Here is a 26,173-nt window from a genome sequence, read left to right as displayed (position 1 = left end):
CTATTTAGTGAAAGGAGAACCCTCATGAAAGCCGTCTTTCTAGCCATCTGCATTTCAGTCTCTGCGTTTAACGCTGTGGCTTCTGAGTATGCGAGCGATTCATACGTCATCGACCAGCGCGATCCGAAGTATCAGATCGCAATTGAGCACCTCGCGAGCGCTGCTCAGGCACTGCGCCTTGCTCAAGATGAACTGAAAAAAGCCGAGGCCTCCCACCCCCTTCCTGGACTGGATCTGGTTCGAATGTTGAGCCAGGTCAGGCCCGTGGAAGAAACCATCAACGTTGTCCTGCGCCCGGAGAAGAAACGCCTTCGGTATCAGGAGCTAACACCTGATGGGCAGTTCTTTACTACCCCACCTCGACTCGGAGATTGAGACGATGACCGTCACTGGAATCACCCATAACGTACGCATGGAGGAAATGAGGCGGTTCATGGCCAGCTTGTTTCTGCTGCTCGCTGTTGCTGCTCTATTTCTGATACCTGAGATGGCTCATGCAGCCGACGGTACAGCCTGGAACGGTCAATTTGGCCCAGATGCGTCCCTGACAAAAAACACGAACACCAGCCTTCAAGGCTGGTGGAAATCCGCAGCAGGGTGGGGGCTGTGGCTCTCAATCGGCTGCCTATTGTTCTCCATCTTTTTCCTTGGTGGTAAGTGGTGGTGGATCCCTGTCTGCGTGTTCCTCATTTGCCTATTCGGCGAAAAAGCGATCACCCAAGTAGCTACATGGGCTGGTTTCACCAACTTCGCTACGACCTAGGTAACGAGATAAGCCATGCACCTTAGAACCACAACAGAAAGCGACACTTACGCGTACGCAACTTCCCCGCTGAATTTTGGCGGAGTAGAGAAAGAGGACCTCTTGTTTTGGATGATCCCGATGGCGATCGCGAACAACATCATGGACGACCCCTTTTATGCGTTTGCTGTGGGTTGCTTCTGTTTGTGGCTCTACAAACGGCTTACTGCAAATACACCTCCAGGTCACATGGTTTTGCGACTGAGCATTGTTATGGGTCAACTTGAAAGCGGCGACCTGGCGACGATGTACCCAGCTGTCAGAAAGGTTGCTCGGGCACTCAACAGATTCCTAACCAACCTTTGGTTAGAGGTTGGCCTGCTCCCCTCCCCTACCTATTGCAACCGATACGAGCCTTAAGAATGAGCGACAAATACGGCGTACCGCTTGGATACTTCAACCTGCTCGGTCGGGGTGAGTTGAGGGCAAGCAGAATCAACGTTGCATTCATTGCAGTCACTGTGATCCTGACAGGGGTCATTGTGTACCTTATTAACTGGAACAATCATCTTCAGGATGTGAACGTTGAACTACAGGGCCAGCGGGTCATGTACGGATACCCGAACGCAGAGGGTGTATTCGTAAGCGAAAATGAAGTTCCTGAGCGGCACATCATCGCTTTTACTTCTGTCTTTCTTGACAATTTTTATAACTTCACGCCGGACTCTTCGTTTAGCAATGCAAATGAAGCCTTGCGTCTAATGTCGCCTCGGTTCCGCGCTGTTCAGGAAGAGACTCTTAAGTTGGTTGCAAAGCAATCATCTGAGCAACAGATTACCCAGGTTTTTGTTCGAACTTCGCCGTATAAAATTGAAACTACACCCCAAGGTTATATTGTGACCTTCCAGGCGCTGCGCTACCGCGCGACGCTAAATACTGTCTTCGGCAAGGCCAAGTTCAACGTCCGAATTCTGATGAAACCTGTCAAACAGTCGAAATACTTCGAGTGGGCCATCGTCGCTGACGATCTGCAAACTCAGGAGATTGCTCAGTGAAAAAAACAATTCTGGCTGCGATGGTTGCCGTAGCCTTTGCTTCACCCGTTTTTGCTGATGAGGAATGCAACCGTTCCCCACGTTCAGTTATTTATGAAAATTCACCAATTGATGTTTATATTTCGAACGACAACCAACGGGCCGAGGTAGTTTTTCCCGAAACATATCTTTTGGGTGTGAACCGTGAACAACCTGTTGGCCTTGAGCTGTTCCCAACGCCGATAAAAAACAAATTAGCCTTCAATACTACAGACGGGCAATACGTTGGCCTAGTAACTGTAGATGGTCCTTCTGGTCAATCCTATCAAGTCAATTTGATAGCCCGCCCTGGCTGCGCAGATAGCTTGGTGACGATTTCGCATCAAGCACCAGTTGATCGCTCCCAGCTGGCAAAGGATGGTAAAGGTCGCGTCAAGGGACTAATGAACTACCTGTTCGATGGAACAGTTCCAAATGGGTACCGTAAAAATAACTTTTCAAAGCTCACTAAAGAGCAACGTGTTGTTTTCCGCCAGGGTTCTGTCGAGTTTTCACTCCAATCCCAAGTTATCGGACCAACATATGTCGGCACCACCTACGAGGTGGTTAATCGTGGCCGCACTGCATTCAAGCTTGCAATCGACCAGATCGACTACTCAAACAAGGCAGTGGTGGACTCAATCGGAACGGCTCGCCAGGTAGCGATGCTACCGACTTCTCACATTTTAGGTCCATCCCCCGAATATATATCTGAAGTCTACGGTGATTCACATCGTGGATTGCTCTTCATCGTATCGGAGAAGAGCAAATGAGTGATTCGAATCCGAGACCATCAGGACCTAACAAAAAGCTTCTTTGGATCTTCGCTGCCGTTGGTGGCGCCATGTTCCTCTTCGGCAAGTGGTCGGACAGTTCAAGCACTGCGCCTGTTACTGGTAAGTCGACGCCGGTAGCAATTGAGGCGGGCCCTGCAGGCGTCAATCAAATCACTGCCCAAGACAAAGATGCGGCACTCACACAGTTCCGCAAGCAACTTGAGGCCATGCAAGCCGACGCTAATCGCGGGGAAGCTGAGCGGATCAAAGCGGATAAAGTCCGCGATCAGCAATTGCGTGAGATGCAACAGCAAAACAATGCCCAAACGAGGGCGTTGAGCGAGAAGATCGCCGACCTTCAAAAGAAAGGCGTTGACGACCTGTACGCCGCTATTAATGCAAAGGACAAAACCACAAATACGATTCCTGACATGCCGGGTGTTCAGGGTCTAAAAGTTCCATCGGGTGGCTTATCGTTCGACGGAGACCTTGATTTGGGTCCTGCCGCACTGCCGTCGACAATGACAACACCGGTAACAAGCCAATACGGTCCTAACTACATTCTGCTTGCCCCGCCAGTTCAAACTCAGGCGCAGACTCAATCGAGCTTCCAGGGTAAGAGTGGTGGTGGCCCAGGCACGCAGTCAGAAACATCCCTTTTCAATGACATGTCTGCGCCGACCCCAAGCAACCAAACAGGACAGACCAACAACGAAAACCTGAACGCTCAGTTCAATGACGTATATGGCAAACCCAACACTGCCCAGCAGAACAACCAAGCGTTTCAAAGCTCAGGCCAACCTGCTGCTCAGCCAGCCGGGTTAACTGCGGAAGAGGCTGCCGCGAAGAAGAAAGCTCAAGATACCTACACCGTCGAGGCTTTTTCCTTTGTTGAGGTCACAACTTTGCACGGCGTCAGCTGCCCTATCGGCGCTAACGCCCCGGGCGCTTCAGACTCTTCAAAGATCCCAGCCCGCCCAGTTGTTCTTCCAGTTCACGGGATATTTCACGGACCGAATGGCGTAGAGCGCGACATTGGTACTGCCCACCTTATGGGTCTTTGCTCGGGCCGGAGAACCTCTTCGTCTTCTACTGGCCGAGCACTTATCCGCATTGAGCAATTGAGCTACTGGGATGCTTCGGGCGGAGCGCAGATGGTAGCGGCAACTGGGTACGTCGTAGACATGCGGGACAACGAACAAGACGTGTATGGACGGCTCGACAAAGCTTCAGGTCGAACCCTGGCTCTGCAAGCCGCATCCGCAGCCGCAGCCGCTTATGCAACAACTTTGAGTTCAGCGGAATTCACCAACACCAGCTCTACACAAAACGGCACTTCGAGTGCTACGAGCCAACTGACAGGCGACGCAACAAAAGCAGCAGTTGCCCAGGGTATTGGTTCGATGTTCCAGAAGATCAGCGAGCGATTTGAAGCTGAAGCAGATGCTGCTGTCGACACCATTCAAGTCGAGCCGGGCATCAGACTGCGCTTTGTGACTGACCAGCCAATCCGTGTTGTGAAACCCCTCGAACCATTCGACATCGACGCCTCGATGTACGACACCCTGATCTAAGGCGGCCAGCACTATGACTTCAATCCAAATCCGCCTTCCAGCTACACGGCGTGCAAATCTCGTACGTGACAAGAGTGAGCCAAAGACCATGCAGAAGCTGATTCTTCTTTCCTTCTTGGCAATGGCCCTCACCGGCTGCGCAACTGATGAAGAACCGTTCCGGAACAGTGCAACCATGGATCAGATCTACGACACGGTTAACTCCTCTGGTGGCGCTGACACTGTCCGGTTGCTGCGTGAAGGGTTGCGCGCCAGGCCTGAACTTGGTTCAAGCGATCCCTACTATCCAATCCGAAATCCAGATGTCGTTGCACCTGTATGGGTAGTGCCATATGCCGACAAGCGCACAGGCGTGAAGCATGGCGGTCGCTGGGACTACGTGATCATGGAGGAAGCGGGATGGGCAAACTAATCCTGAGCCTACTGTTTTTACTTGCCCCAATTGCTCAAGCCGAAGGGATCACGCAATACCACAAAGATGCCATTCGTGAGTATTACGAGAAGCAGATCCTAGGGAGAGGCCAGGACCTCACCGTTCGCCAACCCGACGTTGATCTTTATCGAAGAATCTTTACGAAACCCAACGAAGTTGACACCCGGCCGCTACCCCCACCGGATCAAATTCCTTGGCCTCAGATCTTCAAAAAACAAAATCTGACTCTAGGTGAAATTCTTAACTTGGCCTCGGCCGCAAGTGGTTATGAAACGGAATTTGACCCGGCGATAAACCAGAACGAAATCGTGCTGATCAACACATCACCGAATTCGCTTCGTGACATTGCTGAATACGTTTCCCGGGTCAGTTCAGCACGCATCACTGTTTACCCCGAATCGCGACTGATTACTGCAACACAGAAGGTATCAACGAATGGCTAAAAAGTCTGATCTGCACCTATACGACTCTGAGCTAGCTGGCCTGGGTCGTCGCAACTATCAAGGCGGCATGCCAATTCAACTGCTGTCCGATGCCTTCCTATACGAGCAGCAAGGTCGCTATTTCCATACGCTGGATGGTCGGTTCGCAAAGATTTGGAAGATTTCCGGTGTGGATGCGTCCATGTTCAACAACGACATGTTGTTTGATGTGACCGGCAGTTTCTCGGACGTTCTGAACAAGTATCCAGCGGGAAGCACCGGGCAGTTTCTGCGACATACACATCGCGACATCCGCCAGATCATGGGGCTCTATCAAGATCAGATTGACCCTGAAGCCGGTGAGTTCGCCGCCGCAATCGCCCACTCCATAATGGACCGGCAGTTTTCGGCTGCGACATCGGCCAATGGATTCTTCGGCGATGCCACTGCGGCCACTCTGAAAAAGATGCAGGACGATGCTCTTGCGGATCTTGAGCAGGACGAGACTGATGAAGATGTCCGGGCAACTGCGTCTGAAGCAATCAAGCGCGAGGTACGGGAAGGCCGCTTCCCCTTCGTAAACGATTTCTACATCGTGTTCATGTGGCAGCCTGAATACATTTTCGGGAAGTTTTTTGACACTACCGTCAAAGCAGCGCTAGCTTCGGTAGGGCTAGCAGACGCAAACAAAATGGCTGAGCGTGCCTATAACGGGCACGCTAAGATTTTTGGTCAGTATTGCACTGAGATCGAACAAGCACTGGCTACCTATGGCTTCCAACCTGAGGTTTTGACTGGTCAAGGCTACATCAACCTTCACTATGGGCTGATGAACCCTGTCCGGAGCTTTGAAATCGAGCCACCGAAGTACAGGGCTGACATACCAATACTTGATGCGCTGGATAATCCAGACATCGTTGAAACCCGGGATAACCTTGCTGCGACAGCTACCTTTGCGCATGTAGAAACGGAGCCTAACGGCTGGACAATTCACGACCGCGGCGTCCCGTACTACATCCGTCCTGTGTCCGTTATGGGCAAGCCGATTCGCAGCGCACCTGGCATGCTCCAGGTAGCCATGGCTGGGATTGAATCCGAAAGTCTAATCACAATGAACTGGAGCGTTCCACGCGCTGTTGTCGTGACCAGCCGGCTAGCTATCCGCGGTCGAATGATCGCGGCTAAGGAGTCGATGCGCGTAGGGGACAAAGAAACCCGTGAACGGCAGCGTAGCGACCTTGATGCTGTAAGGAGCAAGGTGTCCTCAGAGAACGCGAGCAACCGGGAGCAGTTTTTCGACCTGTCTGTTCACATCAATCTGATGGGATTCAACAAAGAGATCATTGACGACCAAGCCATGTCGCTTGAGCGTCGGCTGTGGCGTATCGGTCACAAAGAAGTATTGCGTGGGGATGCTGTGGTCCGTAACAGCATGCCATTTAATTTCCGCCAGACCAGCATGAAACTGCTGAAGCGAAGCATTCCTCACCTGACGGAGAGCGTTTCGCACATGGCCCCAATGTTTGTTGAGTACCAAGGAGTACCCGACCCTGCGATCCTGATGAACAATCGTGCTGGTCAGCCGATCTTCTTGGACCTTTGGGGTAACAGCGTCAACACAGCTCACTCGTTGATCTGCGGGACCACAGGCTCAGGTAAGTCATTTACTTTCAACAATTTGTTGATGGCCCTGAGGGTGAAATACAGACCGAAGGTCTGGATCATTGACAAAGGTGATTCGTACGAAAGCCTTTGTCTGGTGTTGAATGGTAATTACGTCCGCCTCACGACCGAGCGGTTTGTTGAGCCCGTCTCCGGCCGCACAATTGACCCAATCTGTATTAATCCATTTGCCCTCAAGCGTGATGAGAATAATCGCAATGTGAAGCCCGAGCTTGACGAGATTTTCTTCGTCGCACGGATGCTGATCATGATGATGGAGGCCGGGGACGGCTCAGGGTCCACCAAGTCCAATCTAACCAAGGTGACTTCATCTCTCCTATACCAAGCACTTGAGGAGTTTTATCGTGACTGGGTTGAGACGCGGCCTATGGATGAGCCGCGCTTCAGGGACTTCATCCCTCACCTGATCAAGACAAATTTCCATGAGCAGAAAGGTGAGGTTCTCGCACAGAACCTGACGCTGTACTACGGCACTGGTCCGTTCGCCGCCATTTTCGATGGCTACTTGGATGTTGATTGGGAAAACGATTTTACGGTACTTGAAACACAGCGCATGTCGAAGTCCCCTGCGCTTGGCATTGTGACATTGGCTCTATTCCGCCAAATCGACTTGTACTGCAAGTTCAAGCTCGATCGCAGCCGTAAAAAGGTGGTTGCTGTCGATGAGGCCTGGGCAACACTGTCCGATCCGAACGCCGCAAAAGCCTTGTCCAGTTTTTATCGTGAGTTGCGCCGTTATGGTGCTGGTTGCTTGCTGATAAGCCAGACGGTTAAAGACTTTGTGAACCTGATCAAAGCAGAGACGAGCGGTGGTGGCGACTCGCAAGACGGAATTCTCGAGAACACAAGTCATTACTTTTTCCTTGCCTGCTCGGAGTCTGACTACAGAGTTGCCAAAGAAGAACTCGCATTCACCGACGAAGAAATCGATCTGTGGCGCTCTCTAGCCTCGCTGCCTCCGATGTATTCAGAGGTGTTCTACAGGATGCGGACCAGCCAGAGCCTCTATTACTCAGGTGTATTTAGACTCTTTTCAGCCCCGATGACTTTGTGGATTGCAAGCTCGCACCCTGATGATTACCGGATGCGAGAGCTTAGGACTGAAGCAATCGTAAACGAGCAAAGAATTGAATCGTCGGTCGCCCGCCAGCAAGCAATCATCGACCTATCAAAAACTCACCCATACGGAGCACGTTATGGCCAAGTTGTTTAAGGCTGCCGCCCTTCTATGCATCGCCGTCACGGCTGGGTGCACTGATAAATACGAACCTCGCGAAACGATCGTTGACACCGAAACCAAGCCAGTCAAAGAAATGTACGCACCGAATACTGAACTCGAGCGCCGCGCTTACTCCGAAGGAGTGAGCCAGGTACTAACGGACATGAAAGGAAAGATGCGGGCTCGCGAGCGCTTCACTTGGGATGCCCCACTAGTTCAATGCGGAGTGAAAATCCCCGCACGTGTCGTCAATGGGATGTTGTCACCCGAACACGAAGAATGCGTACAAATTGCCCCAGGCCGCTTCTCCGAAGAGGCGCCTACTTACCTTCCCCTGCTCGGATCAGAAAAATGAGTGAACAAAACAAACCAGGCGGTCTCGGCGATCTGATCGGCAAGATCAAAAGCGGTGCAGCAACTATTGCGGCAAGCACGAAGAAGCCTCGACGAGACGCAGGCACCGACGCAGACGCTGATAACGTTGAGGTCATTGAATCTCAGGACGCCCCACGCCCGCACATCGACGATTACAACGATCCGCTCCTCATTGACCCACAGGACCAGGCTGTACCAGCAAAGCCAGATCCAAAGAAGATGTCGTTAAAGAAAAAGCTCGTGCTTGGGGCCGTGGTTGTCGCCCTTGGTGTTATGGCTAAAAACGGTATTTTCACACCGGTTGCGATTCATCAATCACCTCCAGAAACACATCCGTCCACGGCCGATGCGAGTGCGCATGAAGACAAGCCATCGCTGCCACAAATGCATGATGGTGGTTTGACTGCCGGGTTACCTACCGCACTTGGCGAGCAAGCAGTTGTTGATCCGGCGATTGGAAAAACACTGGACGAATTGCAGCTGGACGGACAATTGCAGAAGCCGTTGGTTGCTAGCGGCAAGACTGTTTCAGCGCAAGATTCAGGGTCAATACCTGCTGACGGTTTTGGCTTTCCTGCCCAGCTAGCCAATGAGCCACCACCTCTTGAAATTGGAGCAACAGCCTCACAGCCGAAGGAACAGCTTCCTTTGCCAAGCGGAGCAAACAGCCCATTCGCCGCTGCTCCAGAGGTAGCGCCGGAACCAATCACTGCTGGTTCGGGCTCACCATTTGGTGAGATGCCTGTGGGGGGAGAAACACCCCCTAAACTAGCCTCACTTTCAGCTGAAAAACATGACCCTGTTTTGGGTAGCACTTCACTCCAAAACCCGGATAGTAGTCAGAAACCGAGTCTGCAGAAAGACGCGGCTGATGTGACGAAGATGAAAGCTCAGCTTGCTCAGAAGGACAATGAAATCAAGTCCCTCAAAGATCAATTGGCAAAGAAACCAGGTAGCAACATCAAGCCTGCCCAAGCCAAACCTGCTGTAGCTCACAACCCTAAGCACTCGGCCCGCGTTGCACAACGATCGCCCACCAAGGCTGTACCGCCAGTGGCGAAGGTTGTCTCGAGACCAAAACTCTGCGTGAAAGCAGTAGCACCACCAGCGCGTAATTGCACCACGTGCGTAGCTCATGCGTTCGTAGTCGATGCCGGCGCGGAGAATATGGTGGGCCAAGGCGATTTCCTCGATGGATATCGCGTTGCAATCACCGGTGATCGTCTCGATTTGCAGAACTCGGATGGCCAAGTAGTCCATAAGTTCTGGAGTTCTCCAAATGGGTGCCCGTCGATTTAACATTCATGAGCAGATCAGCAGCGCTGACGAGCTGTTTTTGGCGCGACTAGCTGCTGAGGTCTCAGAGTGTCATTTCCGTGCACCTAACCATGTCCCCGTGCGCTGGGGAATTCCCAGCGCAAGCGAGGCAGACGAACCCAAGCTACATCCAGGCGATCTAACTCAGGCCCAGCTATGTGCCCTGGAGGCCGCAGTAGTTCTGTTCGTAAAGCAGGACTATGTAGCTGCCAAGAGCGCGCTTGAGCCGTTCGTTGCTATAAATCATGAAGAAGCATCCAAGCTCTACATCAAGGTCCTTCAAAAGCTACGTGTAGCTGACTGGGACAAAATTGCCCGACGCATCAACCGCGTTAGCACCGACACTCTGTTCGTACCAGCCGGAAGTACGGAAGTGATTGATGGCCAGAAGGTCATCCTGATTCATCAAGGCTTGAGTAAGTCCTTAGGTCATGATGCCCCCAGGTGCGTTGTCAAATATGTGACCCATCACGAAATGCTCCACGAGCAATTGGGTACAAGCCCTGAAGACCCCCATCCTCCCCTTTTCAGGCGTCTTGATCGAAGCTTTCCGGAGCGCGCCAGAACCATCGCTTGGTTGCAGAAACACAGTTTCCATACCATCGACGGAGTACGGGTGTGATTCGATCCATTGTCGCGCTTGCACTGGCACTTAACGCTGCTAATGCAATCTGCTCACCTTATGACTCGATGATTGATCGTGCAGCTCGAAACCACGGCGTTGATCCAATCGTGCTGCGTGCGATAGCAGCGCATGAGTCAAACAAAAACCCATGGACTTTCAACGCTGATGGAGAACCTTTCCGCTACCAAGATAAAGAAACCGCAGTAAGAGTGCTCTGGTCACTAACCAAAGCACCTTGGATGGTCAAAGCCATCTCCTTGAAAGGAGAGCGGTTCCGCCGGTTCTTCACCTCTCAGGCTAGTGCGAATTCTTATGCGAAAAGCATTCGAGATTCAGGTCGACTGATTTTGCGGGTAGATGACAGCAAAGTGGTCAACAAAGGAGAGGTGCGGGTTCGAGCACTAAGACTAATAAATACAGATATAGGGATTGCTCAAGTTAATTACCGTTGGAACGGTCAAGGAATTGCGACTGTTCAGACATGGTTTGATCCGCATTACAACCTTGAATTCGCAGCGACTCGTATTGCAGAACTTAAAAAGAAGCACAAGAACGAGATCGAGGCCGTTGGCTATTACCACTCAGCAACCCCGGTTTACCGCAAGAAATATCTCGAATATTTCATACCAAAGTACAACGAGGAGAAACGACTTGCGACCGTATCTATGGCTGCTGCTCGCTAGCTTCATTTCAACCAATGTAATGGCCAGCGTTATTGAGCCCACTACCGACCAAAGAGTCGGCGAAGGCATCATGGCTATTCTAAAAGGCGAAAAACAGAAAGCATGGGACATCCTTTTTCCTGAGGCCAAGAAAGGCAACATTATTGCCATGTATCACCTTGGTGATCTAATGCTGAGATCTCCCGAATATCCGAATAATCTGGAGCGAGCAGCTACTTTTTTTAAAGCTGCAGCTGATCGAGGACATAAGGGTAGTGCTGCAATGCTATCTCAGGTCCAGGGAATGCTTGGCCAGCGTGGTCAAACACCAACAATTGGCGGTGCAAGCGGTGTTCCAGTACCGAAAGATATTGAGGGCGCAAAACAAGCATACGCGCGCATGCAGTCACAAATCGGTCGGTTTGTTGGCGACCAACGATTGGTTGAACCGGTTGCAACCATAAAGATGTTCATCACCGAAAATGCAAGCAATGTTGCAGAGTTAGTGAAGATATCAAACGATGCTAAAGCCCGATTTGGGGAAAAGGTTGACTTTCAATATTATGTATTAATTGATCAAGCTAACTGGAATCCTCGACGTGTTTTTACTCCAGCATCGGGAAATCTTCCGTTGACCGGATTCCGACCTGATATGAACGGCTCTGAAGCACTGAAATATGGTGTCCGCTCAACTCCAGCTATCGTGCTAGTCCCTCAAAAGGGACAACCAAAAATATTGAGCAATGCTCAGTCTGTAATCACCGAACTGTCTGCTGTTCTTAGGTAAGGAAAGTATGAAAACTTCAATTAAGATCTCTCTCGCCTTTCTGGTTGGATGTTTTGTCTCCAATGCACCTTTCGTACTTTCCGACGCATCAAGTCCAAATGAAGCGTTGTCAAACGCTATCGCAGTAGCGATGGCAAAAGTTGACAAGTACAACGATGATCGTCAGAACGCTGAAATCGACAAGCTTCCAAATATTCTCGACTGCCAGAATATGGACTGGATGAAAAATTGCTCTGAGTTGAACCGGAACGCGAAGAAGAACCCACAAGCGCCTATGCGAATGATTGGCAAAAATGGTGTGGAGTTTAACTTTCAACCGGGAACGCCAAGCGCCGTAATCAACCTTCAGCTCAACCAAACCCCTGAGGCGGCATCAGAGCTTGTCTCTTATATGGATAAAACCTGGGGTGAGTACCACAAGTCCGCCGAACTCTACAAAATGGCAATGTGGCAAAACGGAGACCTGAAAAACATTAAAGGACTTGATGCTGCTACTGAGAAGGCTAAGGAAGTAAAATACATAGATACCGACAACGTGAGTATGTCTGTGTTCGTAGAGTCAACCTGCCCTGTCTGTGAAAAACAGCTACAAATCCTTTCCACTGTCCAACAAAAATATCCAAAGCTTAAAATAAAGATATTTCAACTTGACGGTGATCGTGATGCCTTCACAAAGCATGTAACTCAACGAGGATTGTCTGGACGCGTACTTTCTCGCGAAGAACGTATTAGTTTGCAAAAGCTGGGAGTGACGTCATGGCCAATTTCATGGATCGACAACACTAAGGTCAACAGACGCAAAAGTATTGTCGGTAACAGAACACTTCGCCAGCTTGAAGATCACTTTCAGGCTATGACATATATCCAGCCAGAGAAGAAAGGCGCATGAAAATGAAATCACGCTATATCAAATCGATCCTCGCGCTGACAGTCTCTGCTGTGATGTCAACAAATACTTTCGCAGCGTCAATTGATTTTGGGGCTGACGGGTCGGACTCTCCCTGGACACGCCGCATGGACGACGTTACAGGCCTGTTTGGTGAATCCGTGAAAGGGAGCGCGGTGAACGACGCGAACAAAGGAGGCAGCTTTTCCTTCGATACCTTCACCCCATTCCAAGACCAGCGGACTTCAGTAGTAAATGGCTACGGCGCTACTGAAGTTGGCGTGGGTTGTAATGGGCTCAATCTTAGCACTGTACTAGATGGTCAACTGGGCCAGTACCAGGAGATGGTTGAACAGTTCATCCAAAATGCTCCGGCGCTTGCCATCATGTATTTAGCCTACAGCCAGCCGACCATCAAGTCTGTGATCGACCAGCTTAATAGCGTTGGTCAGTTTGGCTTGGACCTCTCAAACATGACCTGCTCGGGCGTACGGTCTCTGGCCGACAAGGCATATGACGAGAAAAAGCAAACCCTAGCTGAAGCCGACTGTACTGTGGACGAGGGCTATAAAAGCTCAAAATGCATGGCAGGTGAGGGTTTAACCGGATCTCTTCTCAACCAAATGGGGGAGTTCAAGCAGAAAACCTCCGATCGCGCCAACGCAATGATGGGAAAGGTGTCGAGCGCTACTGGCGGGCTGGTTGGTTGGAATTCCTCTGTCTCGGGCGGAACAAATAAAGGCGCTGGCACTGGGTCTGGAACAGGAACCGGCGGCACTGGCTCAGTTAAAGCTTCTGTTAGCGGTAAATCATGCAGCAATGACCCACAAGATGGTAGCGCCGGCCTGGTGCTCGCGGCATCGGAACTTGGTTGTGATGACATCAAGAAATATGGTGGCCTCGTACCTTCGTATGGTTTCAACAATGATGCTGCCTCGGTAACCCCGCGCACTGAAAACATTGAGAACCTTTCGAAAACCCTGACCACTGAATACATGGACCTGTACAAAGCTGTTTACTCTGCAGATGCCGCATCCTTCAAAAATACACAGGCATATAAAGATCTGATCTCTCGAGCTGACATCGTTGTCAGCGAGAACGAACATCAATACATGCGAAACCTTGCCAGATCGAGCCCGGCCATGTTCATTTCAACAGAGCGCCAATTATCAACGCTCGGAATGATGAAAGAGCTGGACGACGTAATTTCCAAGATTGAAATTGGCGTTTCAAGCGGTATCGCCAATCAACCTGATAACGTAATCCTGAGTGATGAGGTTATCAGCCGCACTAAAACCTCTGTTGCGGGCCTTCGCCAACAATACATCGCCCTTCAGGCACGAATCAAACACGATCAAGAACGCAACAAAGTATTCGCGAGTGTCCAACAGGTAACGAACTAATGTCAGACTCGACTGATATTGAAAATTTTGACTACCTACAGATCGTCAATTCCAATTTTGGCGATCTTGTTAGTCATTACATCAACATGTGGCAGGCTTATAACCAGTCCTTCACTGTGGCGGCGATGAACCTCTGTCTGTGGGGAGGACTTGCCTGGGTAAGTATTTTGACCCTGAAAGCACCTGCAGATAAGCTCAAGACAGCTGCGAGCGCTATAGGTGTTGTACTTTTGGTTGCCATGCTCCTACAGCCAGGTAACTATAAAATTGGGCCCGCTGGTGGAAGCGTAGGACTATCGGCGGGTGCTGGCTGGTCAGTTTCAATTATTGGCAATATTTATCAGCTTTTCAAATCAGCTCTGGATAATGTAAATAAAGAAACGGCAATGAGCCTGGCATTTGAAAATGCTTATCATGTGACAAACGAGGGGACACTCAAGAAATTCGCCAATAGCCCTGTAAAGGATATGTACCAAGACTATATAGATAAATGTCAAGGTGCGCTGTCTGCTACGGCTGGTAGCACCCCAGATACCCGGCTCGTAGGACAATCAGTTGGTCTCTACGGTTCAACAATGATAAACCCTGTTGAAGTGAGTCAACTTAGCAAGGAGCAGTATGAAGAAATGGAGGCTGGCAACAAGGTTGGAAGTGCATCGCCGATGAACGTTCTTGGCCTTGGGTTATCAATCAATTCATGGAGAAGGTATTTCGCAGACAGCGAGGTAGCCGATAAGGTGGACGCCGGCAGAACCGCACTACTCAATATACCTGAAGATCAGAATCCGTTCCGAGGCAATAATGTCAAACCCGGGGGCTATCTTTTACCTTCAAAAGAGTATTGGGTAAGACAGTATTTCCCATCCAAAGCAAATGAAGGCGCCTCGGAGTTCGATAAAACTACTGACAATGCCGATAGCTCAATGTATAGCAACCCACAGCTAACTGAGGGCTCATCGGTCGCCGCGGGACAAGAAGTTAGGTTCTACCCTAAAAACTGCCTCCAAATGTATGGCATGGTGACAAAGGCCGTTCAGAATTGGACTGATGCAATCAGAGAAGAGGTTCCAATGGCTCAAAGATCCTCATATATGAGAGATCAGACTGAAGCCCAGACCCTCATGATCAAAAACATAAACAATATGATTGAGCAGCGAGATAAGTTTTCAGATAGTTCGCTTCCTATTATTGGCTCTGAACGCCGTAATGGTCAGGACATGAACTGGGGGATCAGCGATGCAGCTGACAGCATAATGACCAAGATCCAGGACGTCGGCAAAGCATTTAAAGAATGGATGCTTACCTTCAAGGTACCTGCAATGATCAATGGCTGCGCCATGCTCGCAGGGATGATGGTTGTGCTCTTCCCGGTGATATGTGTATTTGCGGTTTTTGTTAATCCGAGCATTCTGATTAGCTTTGTTAAAATTCTTAGCTTTGCTTTCATGATCCCATTCGTCAACAACCTTTGTTTAACAATGGCTGCTACATTGCTTGCAATGAATGGGGAGCTGATGACAGGGCTAACTTCGGGCAACATTTATGAGAACTATCCCCTGCTCATTTCAGCAGGCTCTGCACAATATATTATCTTCATGGCTTTGACTGCTGTAGAGATAGTTATTGCTAAAATGCTGATTTGGGATGATGTCAAAGGTCTTTCAGGATTTAACCCAGCCGGCGCAGCTTCTGGAATGGCCGCAACCGGTGGTGCTGTGATTGGTGCAGCAGTCAAACTCGGCAGTGCTGCATTGAGTCTCGTTGGTGGACCGGCCAAGCTTGCTGGCGCCCTCGGGCGAGTTGTCTCGGGAGCAGGTTCGGCAGCTAACGGTGCAGCAGGCGCAACAACTGGGGCTTACCGAGCTACAAATATTGTCCAATCGCTCCCGAAAGCTTCTGCTGGATCAGCCTCCCAAGCCAGCAAAAGGCTCGCTAAGCCAAGCTCACCGCCTCCAAAACCTAATCTCCCCGCGTTGCCGCCCCCGACCCCACCGGGTCCAGATACTCCAAAGGGGCCAAACAAGCCCTAATCAAAGCCCGCGCGAGCGGGCTTTTCTTTGCCCGAGCCGTTCACGTTTGGTACTGATCAAGGAAGCCCTTCATAATCCCATCCCATTAAACCTGCGCTGAGACTTGGAATCCTGGGCTGACCTGTTAAAACAGTTCGTGTCCAGATCACGGAGATGAATTATGAAAAAATTAATGGTTGTGGCACTGATTGCAGTGGCGATCGCAGGTTGCGGGGACTCATCGAATCCGACCTCCACGAAATGGATCGGCGGAAGCGTCGTCGACCAACCAGAATTCCGGTTGCCAGGCTCGACCTTCGGTTTGAAGAGCGTACAGGATTCCAACGCTCAATCCGGACAAGCTTGGTTTTTCGAGAAAGCCAATTGGAAACCGAAGGGTTGGTCACTGTGGGTCGCTTCCAACGTGTATTCGGACTACAAGGCGCCGAAAAATGATTTGAGCATGCTGCAACATGGGTTTGCTCGAGCAGATTCGGCAGCCGAGCGGTCTAAGAAGGAAAGCTTTTTTATCGGTGGGGTGAGCAAGTGGCTCAAGGAAAATCACGTAGACGTTGAGCTCAACTTCCTGGGCTACGATGGTCTCCCGCAATCCCTGATGCAGAGCAACGATGCATACAGAGGTTTTTGGTTGACCTGGAACAACGAGCCCTGTGAAAAAGCTTTTCGTATGTGCGTGGACAATTACTTTGTCTCGCCTGTATCCCGCCTGTCTGGAGGTGAGCGCTTGGGCTACAAGGACTGGATCAAGCCATACCTGAACCTTGGGGAAGGCGACACGGCTGTAGGCCGCAAGTTTGTGATCGATTCGTGGGGCGGGATGGAAGACGAAAAAAGTCCCTTTTATGACATCTGGCCTACTATGGTCTTCCTAGTGAATCCTGAAGGTGTTGTTACACGTGCCTGGCTTCCTCAAAAAAATGACGCGGCCACGGTTCAGCGCGTTCAGGCTGCCATTGTTGCTGATGTTGGTGGGCCTTACGCCAAGGTGGCCGTCAGTGAGAAAGCGGACTCAGCACGACCACCAACCCAAGGCTACTATGGACAGCACTACATCGAGACCGGCGTGGGCAAGGTCCTAGAAACCTTCCAAGAGATTATGAACTCGAAATGATAGGCGCAGTGATTTTCACGGTTAATGACAATGTGTATCCCTCTTACTGCCTAGACTCACTTGGGAATTTGATTCGCTGTGACGAATCTGGACCAGAGCTGGGTCTGGTCCCATTCGGCGTTCAACTAGTTTCCACCGCTGACGAGTTAGTGAATCCTTTTCCATGGACAATCACAATAGGTGCCGTGCTTGAACGTCTGACCTTTGTAGCGCGCATCCAGGGTGAAGTTAAACGCGCGTACCGAGATTTCGAATTGGTCTCGGCCACAGCCCCCTTCGTACCACACATACCTGTCTCAGAGGGCGAAGATGTTGTGATCCAGGCTATCGACTTGCTGCCAAGTCTTTCAGCTGCTGACGCAGTGGCGGTCCGTGAGCAACTAGCTGCAAACGGGATTTTCGAAATTCCGTTTATCTCGAATTTCGATGCTGGATTCCATGAGGCAGCAGGCGCTGGGCTGAGCGTTCCGCCTATTGAGTATGTGACAGCTGGTTGGATGTCGAGCATGAAGGTATACCGTAAAGCTCTAGTTCGATCTGCCTAATTTGCCCCGATCCAGACCGTGCCACCACCTAGAAATCAAAATATGTTGATCCAGATTCGGAGCAAGAAAGAGATGCAAACCTATAACGTTGATGTCGGCTATCTTCAGGAGGCGGACGCATTCGATGTCAACCATCTGCTGCCTAACTGGCTCCCAAGTGCGAATATCTTTCTCGCGCGCTCGGCTTCACAGGCGAAGGTCGGTGTATTCGGGTCGCTGTCGCAGCTGGACTTCAATCTCTGGCTTTCAGATCTCGCACTGAGCCTTCCCGAGCATACAGGCGTTTCTCTTGATCTCGTTCTGTCCGAATCTCAGGGTGTGGCTCACGTTAACTACAGCCTGGTTGACCGTATCCCCAACATAGACCCCCCTATCGAAGCTGATAATCCAGGCTTTCTCAACTATGCGCTGACCTGGTTCAGATCTCGGCGTCCGAATGTTCGAATCTATGCAACTGAAGGTCTATTTTGGGTGGAAGGGTTTTGATGATGTCTACTGCAGCAGCTCCAATTCACACTATGGTGACCACCCTGCTCAACAACTTTGTAGAGGGCGTGACCGTTTTATCGGTCACCCAGGAGGCGGTCAAGGTTCTCCCCCATACTCAAGCATTACCACCACTTCTCACATGCGACGGTACACCGCGACAGTTGGCCCGTGTTCTTGATTGTTTCGTTCGTTGGGATGGCGAGGTGAGAGTTGCAGCCCTCCTGGACGAAGGGCTGCTGGACGTATGGGTTATCTAGGAGAAATCCATAGGTGGCAAATCAGCCAATGGATCATCCACTTCCACCTGAATTACCAACGCTTCAACCGGTGGCTTCGTTCCAGTTGTGAAGTTGCCCGGAGCAGGTTCAATGCTGGCCTGATCTACGCTGGACACGACCATAGCAACTGGTCTCGCCACAACCTCCCTTTCGATTTCTGCACTTACACCCATCTTCGTGTTGGCCAGGTCGGTCGATGATCCGTCTGTGACCTTTCTACCGAGCAGCGCCTCATTCAGAGCATCGTTAACCTTACCCGGATCAGCTTGCCTAAATAGTTGATGACGGTTCAGTAAGTTGATGATCGCTTGCCCCTTGACCCCCCTCGGAAGTGCCCGATACAACGCATATAACTTCGGATACTTCTCTGCCGACAGTGTAAATTTTACGTTCTGAAATTCACCGCCGTCGGCTACGTTGTAGTCGGCCTCAGAAATGGGGCAAAAGCTCAAGCACGCTTCTGACATAGCCAGCACAACCTGATTACCAGCTTGTCGGGGGTATTTTGCTAGGACCTCGACAAGGGCTTCATGCATCTCTGGATAAAGCCTTTCCCGGATCACAACGCTCTGGGTCTCAGCCACGCTGAGCTACCTTCATCCGGGCCTGCTCCTTGAAGTTCTGCGTTACGTAAAAACGATGATAGCCACGCACGATCGAGTTCTCAGGATCCTTGGCCATGTAGATCACCGTGTTGATATACGTTTGGAGGAGTTTCCTCCCCAGAACAATTGCACCACCACCAGCCACCACCATACCGGCCATGAAGTCAGTCTTCCCCCAGACGGTGTTGATACACCGTACGACCACGTCATCTGCGAACTCTTGCCGTGCAGGTAGGCTGATGGGATCAATATCGATCCTGGATCCGCGCCACGGGATGAAGCCTTTCCTCAGCCAGGTATCCATCGTGTACTCAGTAGTCTGAGCGTCGAGAGAGAAATCCTTAGGCAGTCGGGACTTTGCCGGCAGGATAGTATTTAGTGCATCCACCTGCTTTAGCTGTGTAAACAGTTTCTTGTGGATGTCAGAAACCCCGCTAGATTCACCCCAACGTAGCTTATCGTCAGAACTCACCTTGCCGTCGACGAATTGTCCGGCATCTGTGGTGCCCTGGCCGATATCAATAATTCCAAGTTTCCCCTCCATCACAACACGGGGATCAATGACTTTCCCTTCCGGATCCAACAGTTCAGGGTCGAACCATGGGCCAACGTATTGTGGTAGCACATTGACGCTTGCTGGTTGGTAACCTTCTTCGATAGCCCATTTTTTGAGATCGGAGGCAAACTCGTTGCGGCGAAGCTTGAAAAACTCAGTCGGCAGCCCCGTCACGATGATCGGATTTTTCTGACCAACCTCTTTCAAGACCTTGAGGAACAGAACCTTAATGCTTTCTGAACTGTAATAGCTCGAGTCAGTGCTACGGGGGGCAGCACCATCTTCCCGGCAGTCATCGCCGATGTAGAAAGATCCGAACTTTGTCTTGAAAGACTCACGGGTGAAGCCACCACCCAGGCCTTGGTTCGATTGAGCAGGTGCAACAAGTGACGCAAAAGACCCTCGAATTTCGCCAGCACCTGCGATGTAACTGGTGGTGCCGTTACCAAGGTCGATCGCAATCAGCTGTTCGATAGAATGAGACATTATTTTTCCTTCTACTCAGAGTAGCGCTCGGATAAGGACTCTCAACGAGCCCCACTCTTCCAGAATCGCCACCATATTTTTTTGGTGTCTGTTGATGCTTCCCGAATGCTTGCCTAGATGACAGTGAGAAATCAGCTCGGCTGTCAGCCATGGCGTTGGCTTTCGGCTTGGTCTAGTTGATATGACAGCAGACAAATCGGCCTCAGTTGGAGGGCGACCCAGTGAGAGCGCAAGACGCTCTCGTACCTTCTGCTGGTTTAGCCTTTGCTTGTAGCTGCTGACATCTCGGCTACTTCGCTTACCTGTCCGGCGGTCGAAGTATTCAACCACCCTGTATCGCGGCTCCGCAGGGGACAGCGGATCGAGAGCAGGGCATTCACGCCTGCAAATGATCGACCTGAATCTTACCGGTTGTCGCGCTTCATTGAACTCAAAAGCTAGCTGATTTAATTCACTATCCAACTCAAGGTACTTCTCGATCAAACCGGCAGCCTTAGCGCTTCGGGTCTCGCAGGACACTGCCAATGCCGAGATCCACTCATCTAGCCCGGAAGCCTTTGATTTCGGAACAAGGATCCCGAGATCATTACCAGGAAATGCATTCACCCAACGTACCGCTCGCCTCGCTGCATTGAGGAACAATTCAAGGTCTCTGGAAAACGATTTAGTCCTTTTGGCACCGAGGATCGGAGTCATGTGAGCAAGACGTGCCTCCACTGTCCTCAATGAAACGCGGTGGAAATCGCCATCTTTCTTTGTTCCCTTCGACAGGTACACCTCTACACACGAAACCCGCCCAACCTTCTCGCTTGCTCGCCACATCCACATTAATGACCAGCCATCCTGAGAGCGTCTCTGTGCCCAGCCTCCTTCGTAGGACCTAACCTTGTCAGCAAGTTGCTGAAGTGTAGTTTGGACAAAAGCCATCTGGTCGACGATCCCCATCAAGAGGTGCTCTCGCCTCTCTGTCATCTCGGCGAGCTTTTGAAGGAACGGACCTGCCAGCTCAACATCACGAACATTTCTACGCACAGATCAACCTCAAAACTGTGGTTATTGCTGTTTACGACCAATACGGTGTCTTAGAGAGCACTGCAAAATCCCTTTAGGCACTCGTAGCGCACCTCCAAAGCCCGGCAGCACCTTCTGACACACCTAAGCAACACTACTGACTGCCCACTGATGCCCCAATCACATAGGTATAAGCATTCGAACGCAAACGTCATACGCCCTCGTAACGCCTGACTAAAACCCACTGGCACACGACAATTATCCCCTTATTGCCCAGCAACGCACCTCAAAAGCACCATACGAAATCCATTAGTCAATTTCGGTTGTTTTTGGACTCATTTAGTGTCGGAATGCACATTACGGATATGCCGATGGTGCTCCCGGCCGGCTGCATCCGACAACATAGAGTAGGCGGGAAATTAGTTAAATCCCCGTCTAATGTAATAATACGGGCCCTTCTGCGATTCTGATAAATCCGATTCTATTTCAACGGGTTATCACAAATGTTCGAAAATGAGTTCTTGAATGCCAAAACGCTCTAGCCAAAAGCACCACGCTCCACAACCAACTGATCAGCTGAGGGGGTCTGAGGTCAGCTCAATCCTCGGAATCCACCGCAACACACTCCAACGCATGGTTGCTCTAAAAACTCTTGAACATGACGGAGAGACAGGGGGTGGTCGGCGGTATTGGCTTAGGTCCTCTGTTGATGCTTACCGCCTCGGAACTCTGACGACTGCAACTGTGTGGTACATCCAAAGCAGTCTTCTACAGGAGCTCGTGGTTAAGGTTCAGGCAGGTCACCGAATCCTCGGTCAGACGGCAGCTAGCATTCCGCTTGCCGCGACGAGCCGAGCTGGATGCCTATCTCTGCTTCTTACGTTCATTGAGAAGAGCGAACCTCATGCCATTGCGCTTCCCGCAAATGCTGCCGGCCTACCAACTGCAGCAGTAATCACTGAGATATGTCGCACTCACGGCGTGCCCGTCATTTTGTTCCCTTGTTAGGCGGCAGCACTTCGATTGCAAGCAAGAGGTTTGGAGAACAACGATCCCATAAGAGGCGGGGGGCGCACTCAAGGGGTCTTAACTGATTGGGTCGATGGGGTGCACATCATTGCTACTGGTGGTTACAGCCCTGCTTTTCTCGCTGGAGAGCCCGTGATCATTGCTAAGGGCTGTAACGGTAAAGACATGAGCATCGTGCATTGCCTGAACTCCCTGAAGACAGGGGAGGCAAAACGCTTTCTTTGCCGCCAGGGTAGGGCCGGGCGTTGGAATACCCTTGAGCGCGTTTACGACCTTACGTACCAAGGTAGACCCAGCCGGCCTGCGGCACTCCTCCGTTCCCAGCAGACAAAAGATGTCAGTGATGCTCTACACGATGGAAAATCGCATCAGCCAAGAATGACCTTAGCTCGCCAACCGACACCTCATAGAGTCAGTACCAGACAGCCAGGTTTCATCATCACAACGCTCACACTAGGTGATGCATGGGTCTTTAGCTTTTAGCTCGCGCTCGGCGAAAGAAGGCCCATTTCACGAATGACCTAATAGGGCAACCTGTTCAGCGGCTGTGACCATCTACCGATCACTCAGTATCAGCCACCATAAGATTTGGCTCATGGCATAGGCTGCGCCGTAGGGCTCGAGCCCTCCCCCATAACTAGATCGGTCTGCGACCCCTCAAAGAAGGCAGGCTGCGGCGCGCACTCAGTTGGTGTTAGGAATATTCGGGATTCGTCAGATCCGATTAGTGACAACCGTGACCTGCAAGAAAGATCCAGCAGCCCGTGACAAGCTCCAAACCCTCAAGCTGAGATCCCTGGCTATCCAGGTAGGCTATTAAGTTCGGAAATCGGAACACACTAGAGAGGCAACTCAAGCACCTTGAGCCGATACGGCCACTCTCGGACTACTCGCACCCACCAAATGGCCAGAGACAGCCGAGCCGGTGTCGGTATAAGTCCCCGCAGCCCACGTCACTTGTTTGCGCTGTGGAATCAGGCCGCCGGCTGATATCGGAGCCGCTAGTGAAGAACGGCACCTTTGGGACATGGCTTCATCGGGAGGAGCGTATCGCTGTCACCACTTGCCCGATAAACATCAATCAACATTTGAACGAGTTCGCTCCCAGCACCAGCCTGGCCATTGAGGTGATGCGCTACCAGGTCCATCGAGTCGCGCGGATCGGGCCCACTCCAAACAATCTGAGCACTGACCTGGCCGCCTTCGATATAGAAGAAGCTAACGAGAACAGTATCAATGCCCTCTTTGATAGCTGCCCAGCCATGCAGTCGATTCTGCAAAGCAAATCCCGCTTGACGAGCCGAGCTAATGGCTTGGTGATACGCGTTGATCATGGTTACTCCTACAGGTGATGAGCGCACCTTAACGTCACGTTCGTGAATTCCAAGAGCAGCGACGAACGGTAGTACATTGCCACCATTGAGCATCTTGTGGCCATTGGTGTGCCATCAACGCCGGGTTTCAGGCGTCAACTTCCTTACGGGACAGGGTCTGTAGCGATTTACAAGCTGAACGTCATTGCACACAGTTGGGTACCTGATGTCTCACTTTGCCTCCAGCTCAACGCTTTTGACTGAAAAATCACGCCCTTTTTAGAGTTGCCTGTCCCATCCGCGCCCAATAGAATCGCGCTCAATTACTTCGGTACACACCTACGGGGCGTCCGAGGAGCCAAGCGGTTGAGCATTGCTCACCGTATGTAGAAGGGGGTCGGTGGCTGTCGTGGCTACCGGACAAAGCAAATTCCAGGGGACTGGATTTGCGCTTAGGAGCCGATCGTATGATCGGAGGAGGGAGGCATGCGCCTCGTTAGGAGCAACTGGCTCGCCGGGCTTACCAGCGACCAGTTCTTAAGTCTTGACCCGTGGGAGTTCGTCATTCATGTCGAATCCCAACAACAGTGGGTAGCTGAAATCCGCTCGAAGCTTTCTGTTCGTCTAACGGACGAGGAGCTTCTTCAGATTCTGTACCCGGGCATCTATGACGCCACAAAGAGCGCCATTAGAAACTACGCTGCCGGCTCCCCTGACGGACGCGGGTTGTGCTTGATCGGCTACGCCCTCTCTTACATACGTAAGTACGGTTATGCCCGCGTCATCGATGAGGTTCCAGGTTCTGGCGCATTCAACTTTGCGGATCTCGACGGCTTAGACTATGCGCCGCGCGCTCATGGTCTAGAACCTGATTACCTCAACACTGCGTCCAACTACACTGACAGCCTGTCGGCACTACCCCAGTTCCTGTCCGACGGCATCGTGCTCAGTGATGAAGGACTGCAGAAGCGCCATGCTCACGTTGAGACGCTGCGCAGGTTTCTGACACATCGTGAACACCAGATCCTCCGCCTGGCTGTTCTTGAGCAACATTGCTCCGTAGACATGAGCTCGATGCTTGGGCTTAGTGAAAAGCAGGTATGGAAGGTACGTCGCCAACTCAAGGTCAAACTCGGTGAAATAGCGATTGACCAGGGCATCTGCCCTCGCGTCGTCGCAAGCCTGAGAGGGAAAGAGACGGCGGCGGCCGGCGAATGAAGCAATCAATCACAGACTTCATCAAAGACGCCGTATACCCGAAGCTAGATGCAGTGGATCGTGGCCTTCTTAATCACCTGCACCCCAAAAAGCTATCAGCCAATGGCTCCTATGTCCTCGACTGTCCAGCCTGTGGTAAAGACCGCGCTTTCTACTACCCATTCAGGTCCGGGATTCAGTGCAATCGTAAGGACAACTGCCCAAGCCCATACACGCCTTTGTGGGACGCCCTCGCCCAGAACGGCATGAGCAACGGCGATATCGTCAAAACCCTTTGTGAGTCCGCAGGTGTTGAACCCCCTGACAACCGGGACAACGAAGCCAAGCAGCAGTCACGCGCAGCCAATGGTGGTCGCCCTCCCCTCACGACGGGCCAGGCAATCATTCTGGTGACTCAGCAACTGGCTCAACGCAACAAGGGGATTCTTGACGAATTCCAGCAATCCCGAGGGTATACAAACGAGGTCATGGCTACGCTGCGCCTCGGCGTATTCACTAACAATGATGAAGTGCTTTCGCTTCTTCAGGCTCACGGTGTTACCCGGGAGCAAGCCCGTTCTATTGGGATCGTCAGCTTTGAGGATGAAACCCCTTCATCTGTCTGGTCGGGGATGGAAGGTCGAGTTATCGGTTACTGGCCTCACCCAGACGGCGAGGCCCGTATCTGGGGCAGGATCCCATCAGGACAAGGTGAAGCCAGGTCTAATCCGAAATACCGTTTTTCACCAAAATCGTCCAAAGATATCCCTTACCTTTTCAAGCAGCGGCAGAAGTCCATCCTGGTTTGCGTGGAAGGGACGTTGGATGCTTGGGCTCTGCAGCTCATCAAGGTTTGGGGATGCGCCATTGGGCAAGCATCAATTAACTCAGCCCAGGCCGCATACCTAGCCAGCCAAGGAATTACAGAGGCCGCTCATATGGTCGATGGCGATCATGCCGGCTATGAAGGTGCACTATCGTCGATCCGTGAGGCTGAAGCCGTTGGCATAACCTTGAGCATCATAGCGCTTGGCCGTGGCATGGATGATGCCGATGCCATGCGAACAGCTGGTCGTGAAGACGCACTCAAAGCCCTGATCAACTCAAGGATGAATGCAGGTGAGTATATGGCCAGATATTGTGCCTCTTTACTCGACCAGCCCCTTCCTGACCTACGGCGCGTAGCCAAGATACGAGCCATTGCCAATGGGCTTACCACTGCCTCCAAGCGTAAATGGCTGGATTTCAGCCAGAGCCTAGGCATCGCCGCCGATGAAGAATCTGATGCCCTACGGGCACTGAGCCATCTGGTCTCGGGTGGTCTCACTTTTGAAGAAGCCTCTGGTGTTATTCGCCGCAGGACCGGATACCAAATCACCATCACCAAGGATGCCGCTCATGGCTGAGTCGAGCTCACAGGGGTCGTCATCCGGCCCGATAGTGAAATCTCTCAAGATCGTGCTCTTTGTCTTTCTCGTTATCTTCGTTGCGAAGATATACCTGAGAGCTCCTGAGTATCGATACGTCGAGGTTTGTTACTTCCCGC

At 51.4% G+C, this 26,173-nt stretch carries 25 protein-coding genes; 22 read left to right on the top strand and 3 right to left on the bottom strand.

Annotated features, from left to right (window positions below):
- Window positions 1-24 precede the first annotated feature (24 nt).
- The 19 genes from ACZRN6_RS32340 (at window position 25) to ACZRN6_RS32250 (ending at window position 18,149) form a co-directional block, all read left to right on the top strand.
- Complete coding sequence (locus tag ACZRN6_RS32340; RefSeq protein WP_078466119.1) at window positions 25-375, top strand: hypothetical protein; 351 nt, start codon at window positions 25-27, stop codon at window positions 373-375.
- A 58-nt stretch (window positions 376-433) separates the two neighbouring features.
- Window positions 434-763, top strand: a complete 330-nt coding sequence (locus ACZRN6_RS32335) for a hypothetical protein (RefSeq protein ID WP_153045996.1) — start codon at window positions 434-436, stop codon at window positions 761-763.
- 401 nt (window positions 764-1,164) lie between these two features.
- Window positions 1,165-1,797: a hypothetical protein gene (locus ACZRN6_RS32330; protein WP_011922994.1), complete on the top strand. Its 633-nt coding sequence runs from the start codon at window positions 1,165-1,167 to the stop codon at window positions 1,795-1,797.
- The gene (locus ACZRN6_RS32325) at window positions 1,794-2,588 is read left to right on the top strand and encodes a hypothetical protein (protein WP_078466116.1); all 795 of its coding nucleotides are present in this window, start codon (window positions 1,794-1,796) and stop codon (window positions 2,586-2,588) included. The genes ACZRN6_RS32330 and ACZRN6_RS32325 overlap by 4 nt, the downstream gene beginning before the upstream one ends.
- A complete protein-coding gene (locus tag ACZRN6_RS32320) occupies window positions 2,585-4,165 on the top strand; it encodes a conjugal transfer protein TraB (RefSeq protein ID WP_078466115.1) in 1,581 nt (526 codons plus the stop codon). Before ACZRN6_RS32325 ends, ACZRN6_RS32320 begins: the two co-directional genes overlap by 4 nt.
- Window positions 4,166-4,253: 88 nt before the next feature.
- Window positions 4,254-4,577, top strand: a complete 324-nt coding sequence (locus ACZRN6_RS32315) for a TraV family lipoprotein (RefSeq protein ID WP_078466163.1) — start codon at window positions 4,254-4,256, stop codon at window positions 4,575-4,577.
- Entirely contained in the window at window positions 4,565-5,041 is a 477-nt protein-coding gene (locus ACZRN6_RS32310) for a hypothetical protein (RefSeq protein ID WP_078466114.1), read from the top strand. The genes ACZRN6_RS32315 and ACZRN6_RS32310 overlap by 13 nt, the downstream gene beginning before the upstream one ends.
- Complete coding sequence (locus ACZRN6_RS32305; RefSeq protein ID WP_078466113.1) at window positions 5,034-7,916, top strand: VirB4 family type IV secretion system protein; 2,883 nt, start codon at window positions 5,034-5,036, stop codon at window positions 7,914-7,916. Before ACZRN6_RS32310 ends, ACZRN6_RS32305 begins: the two co-directional genes overlap by 8 nt.
- Window positions 7,900-8,277, top strand: coding sequence for a hypothetical protein (locus ACZRN6_RS32300; RefSeq protein ID WP_078466112.1), 378 nt, complete (start codon window positions 7,900-7,902; stop codon window positions 8,275-8,277). Before ACZRN6_RS32305 ends, ACZRN6_RS32300 begins: the two co-directional genes overlap by 17 nt.
- Window positions 8,274-9,596 carry a hypothetical protein gene (locus ACZRN6_RS32295; RefSeq protein WP_153045995.1) on the top strand — a complete coding sequence of 441 codons (1,323 nt, stop codon included), beginning with the start codon at window positions 8,274-8,276 and terminating at the stop codon, window positions 9,594-9,596. Before ACZRN6_RS32300 ends, ACZRN6_RS32295 begins: the two co-directional genes overlap by 4 nt.
- Window positions 9,577-10,236: a hypothetical protein gene (locus ACZRN6_RS32290; protein ID WP_011923001.1), complete on the top strand. Its 660-nt coding sequence runs from the start codon at window positions 9,577-9,579 to the stop codon at window positions 10,234-10,236. Before ACZRN6_RS32295 ends, ACZRN6_RS32290 begins: the two co-directional genes overlap by 20 nt.
- Complete coding sequence (locus ACZRN6_RS32285; protein ID WP_078466110.1) at window positions 10,233-10,922, top strand: transglycosylase SLT domain-containing protein; 690 nt, start codon at window positions 10,233-10,235, stop codon at window positions 10,920-10,922. The genes ACZRN6_RS32290 and ACZRN6_RS32285 overlap by 4 nt, the downstream gene beginning before the upstream one ends.
- A complete protein-coding gene (locus ACZRN6_RS32280; protein ID WP_284184519.1) occupies window positions 10,891-11,688 on the top strand; it encodes an SEL1-like repeat protein in 798 nt (265 codons plus the stop codon). Before ACZRN6_RS32285 ends, ACZRN6_RS32280 begins: the two co-directional genes overlap by 32 nt.
- Window positions 11,689-11,695: 7 nt before the next feature.
- Window positions 11,696-12,577 carry a conjugal transfer protein TraF gene (traF, locus tag ACZRN6_RS32275; protein WP_078466108.1) on the top strand — a complete coding sequence of 294 codons (882 nt, stop codon included), beginning with the start codon at window positions 11,696-11,698 and terminating at the stop codon, window positions 12,575-12,577.
- A 2-nt stretch (window positions 12,578-12,579) separates the two neighbouring features.
- Window positions 12,580-13,977 (top strand): hypothetical protein, encoded by a 1,398-nt coding sequence (locus tag ACZRN6_RS32270; protein WP_078466107.1) that lies wholly within the window; start codon window positions 12,580-12,582, stop codon window positions 13,975-13,977.
- Entirely contained in the window at window positions 13,977-16,007 is a 2,031-nt protein-coding gene (locus ACZRN6_RS32265; protein WP_078466106.1) for a hypothetical protein, read from the top strand. Before ACZRN6_RS32270 ends, ACZRN6_RS32265 begins: the two co-directional genes overlap by 1 nt.
- 160 nt (window positions 16,008-16,167) lie before the next feature.
- Window positions 16,168-17,118, top strand: coding sequence for a hypothetical protein (locus ACZRN6_RS32260; protein WP_078466105.1), 951 nt, complete (start codon window positions 16,168-16,170; stop codon window positions 17,116-17,118).
- A gap of 8 nt (window positions 17,119-17,126) precedes the next feature.
- On the top strand, window positions 17,127-17,663 hold the full coding sequence (locus ACZRN6_RS32255; protein ID WP_153045994.1) for a hypothetical protein: 537 nt from the start codon (window positions 17,127-17,129) through the stop codon (window positions 17,661-17,663).
- Between the two features lie 42 nt (window positions 17,664-17,705).
- Complete coding sequence (locus tag ACZRN6_RS32250) at window positions 17,706-18,149, top strand: hypothetical protein (RefSeq protein WP_078466103.1); 444 nt, start codon at window positions 17,706-17,708, stop codon at window positions 18,147-18,149.
- 256 nt (window positions 18,150-18,405) lie between these two features.
- Here the strand turns inward: ACZRN6_RS32250 and ACZRN6_RS32245 are convergent, their stop codons facing one another.
- Window positions 18,406-19,014 (bottom strand): hypothetical protein, encoded by a 609-nt coding sequence (locus ACZRN6_RS32245; protein ID WP_078466101.1) that lies wholly within the window; start codon window positions 19,012-19,014, stop codon window positions 18,406-18,408.
- Entirely contained in the window at window positions 19,007-20,077 is a 1,071-nt protein-coding gene (locus ACZRN6_RS32240; RefSeq protein WP_011923011.1) for a ParM/StbA family protein, read from the bottom strand. Before ACZRN6_RS32240 ends, ACZRN6_RS32245 begins: the two co-directional genes overlap by 8 nt.
- 1,536 nt (window positions 20,078-21,613) lie before the next feature.
- Here ACZRN6_RS32240 and ACZRN6_RS32235 point away from each other — a divergent pair.
- Window positions 21,614-22,096: a helix-turn-helix domain-containing protein gene (locus ACZRN6_RS32235; RefSeq protein WP_352231495.1), complete on the top strand. Its 483-nt coding sequence runs from the start codon at window positions 21,614-21,616 to the stop codon at window positions 22,094-22,096.
- A gap of 1,022 nt (window positions 22,097-23,118) precedes the next feature.
- Here the strand turns inward: ACZRN6_RS32235 and ACZRN6_RS32230 are convergent.
- Window positions 23,119-23,451 (bottom strand): hypothetical protein, encoded by a 333-nt coding sequence (locus ACZRN6_RS32230; protein WP_078466099.1) that lies wholly within the window; start codon window positions 23,449-23,451, stop codon window positions 23,119-23,121.
- Window positions 23,452-23,916: 465 nt separating this feature from the next.
- On the opposite strand from ACZRN6_RS32230, the gene ACZRN6_RS32225 reads away from it, so the two are divergent.
- Both ACZRN6_RS32225 and ACZRN6_RS32220 read left to right on the top strand, forming a co-directional pair.
- Complete coding sequence (locus tag ACZRN6_RS32225) at window positions 23,917-24,648, top strand: helix-turn-helix domain-containing protein (RefSeq protein WP_011923016.1); 732 nt, start codon at window positions 23,917-23,919, stop codon at window positions 24,646-24,648.
- Window positions 24,645-26,033: a hypothetical protein gene (locus tag ACZRN6_RS32220; protein ID WP_078466098.1), complete on the top strand. Its 1,389-nt coding sequence runs from the start codon at window positions 24,645-24,647 to the stop codon at window positions 26,031-26,033. Before ACZRN6_RS32225 ends, ACZRN6_RS32220 begins: the two co-directional genes overlap by 4 nt.
- The last annotated feature ends 140 nt before the right edge of the window (window positions 26,034-26,173 follow it).

The sequence above is a fragment of the Pseudomonas sp. A125 genome, from assembly GCF_055409485.1.
The sequence above is the reverse complement of the archived record's forward strand: the minus strand, read 5'-3'. Positions and strand labels throughout refer to the sequence as shown.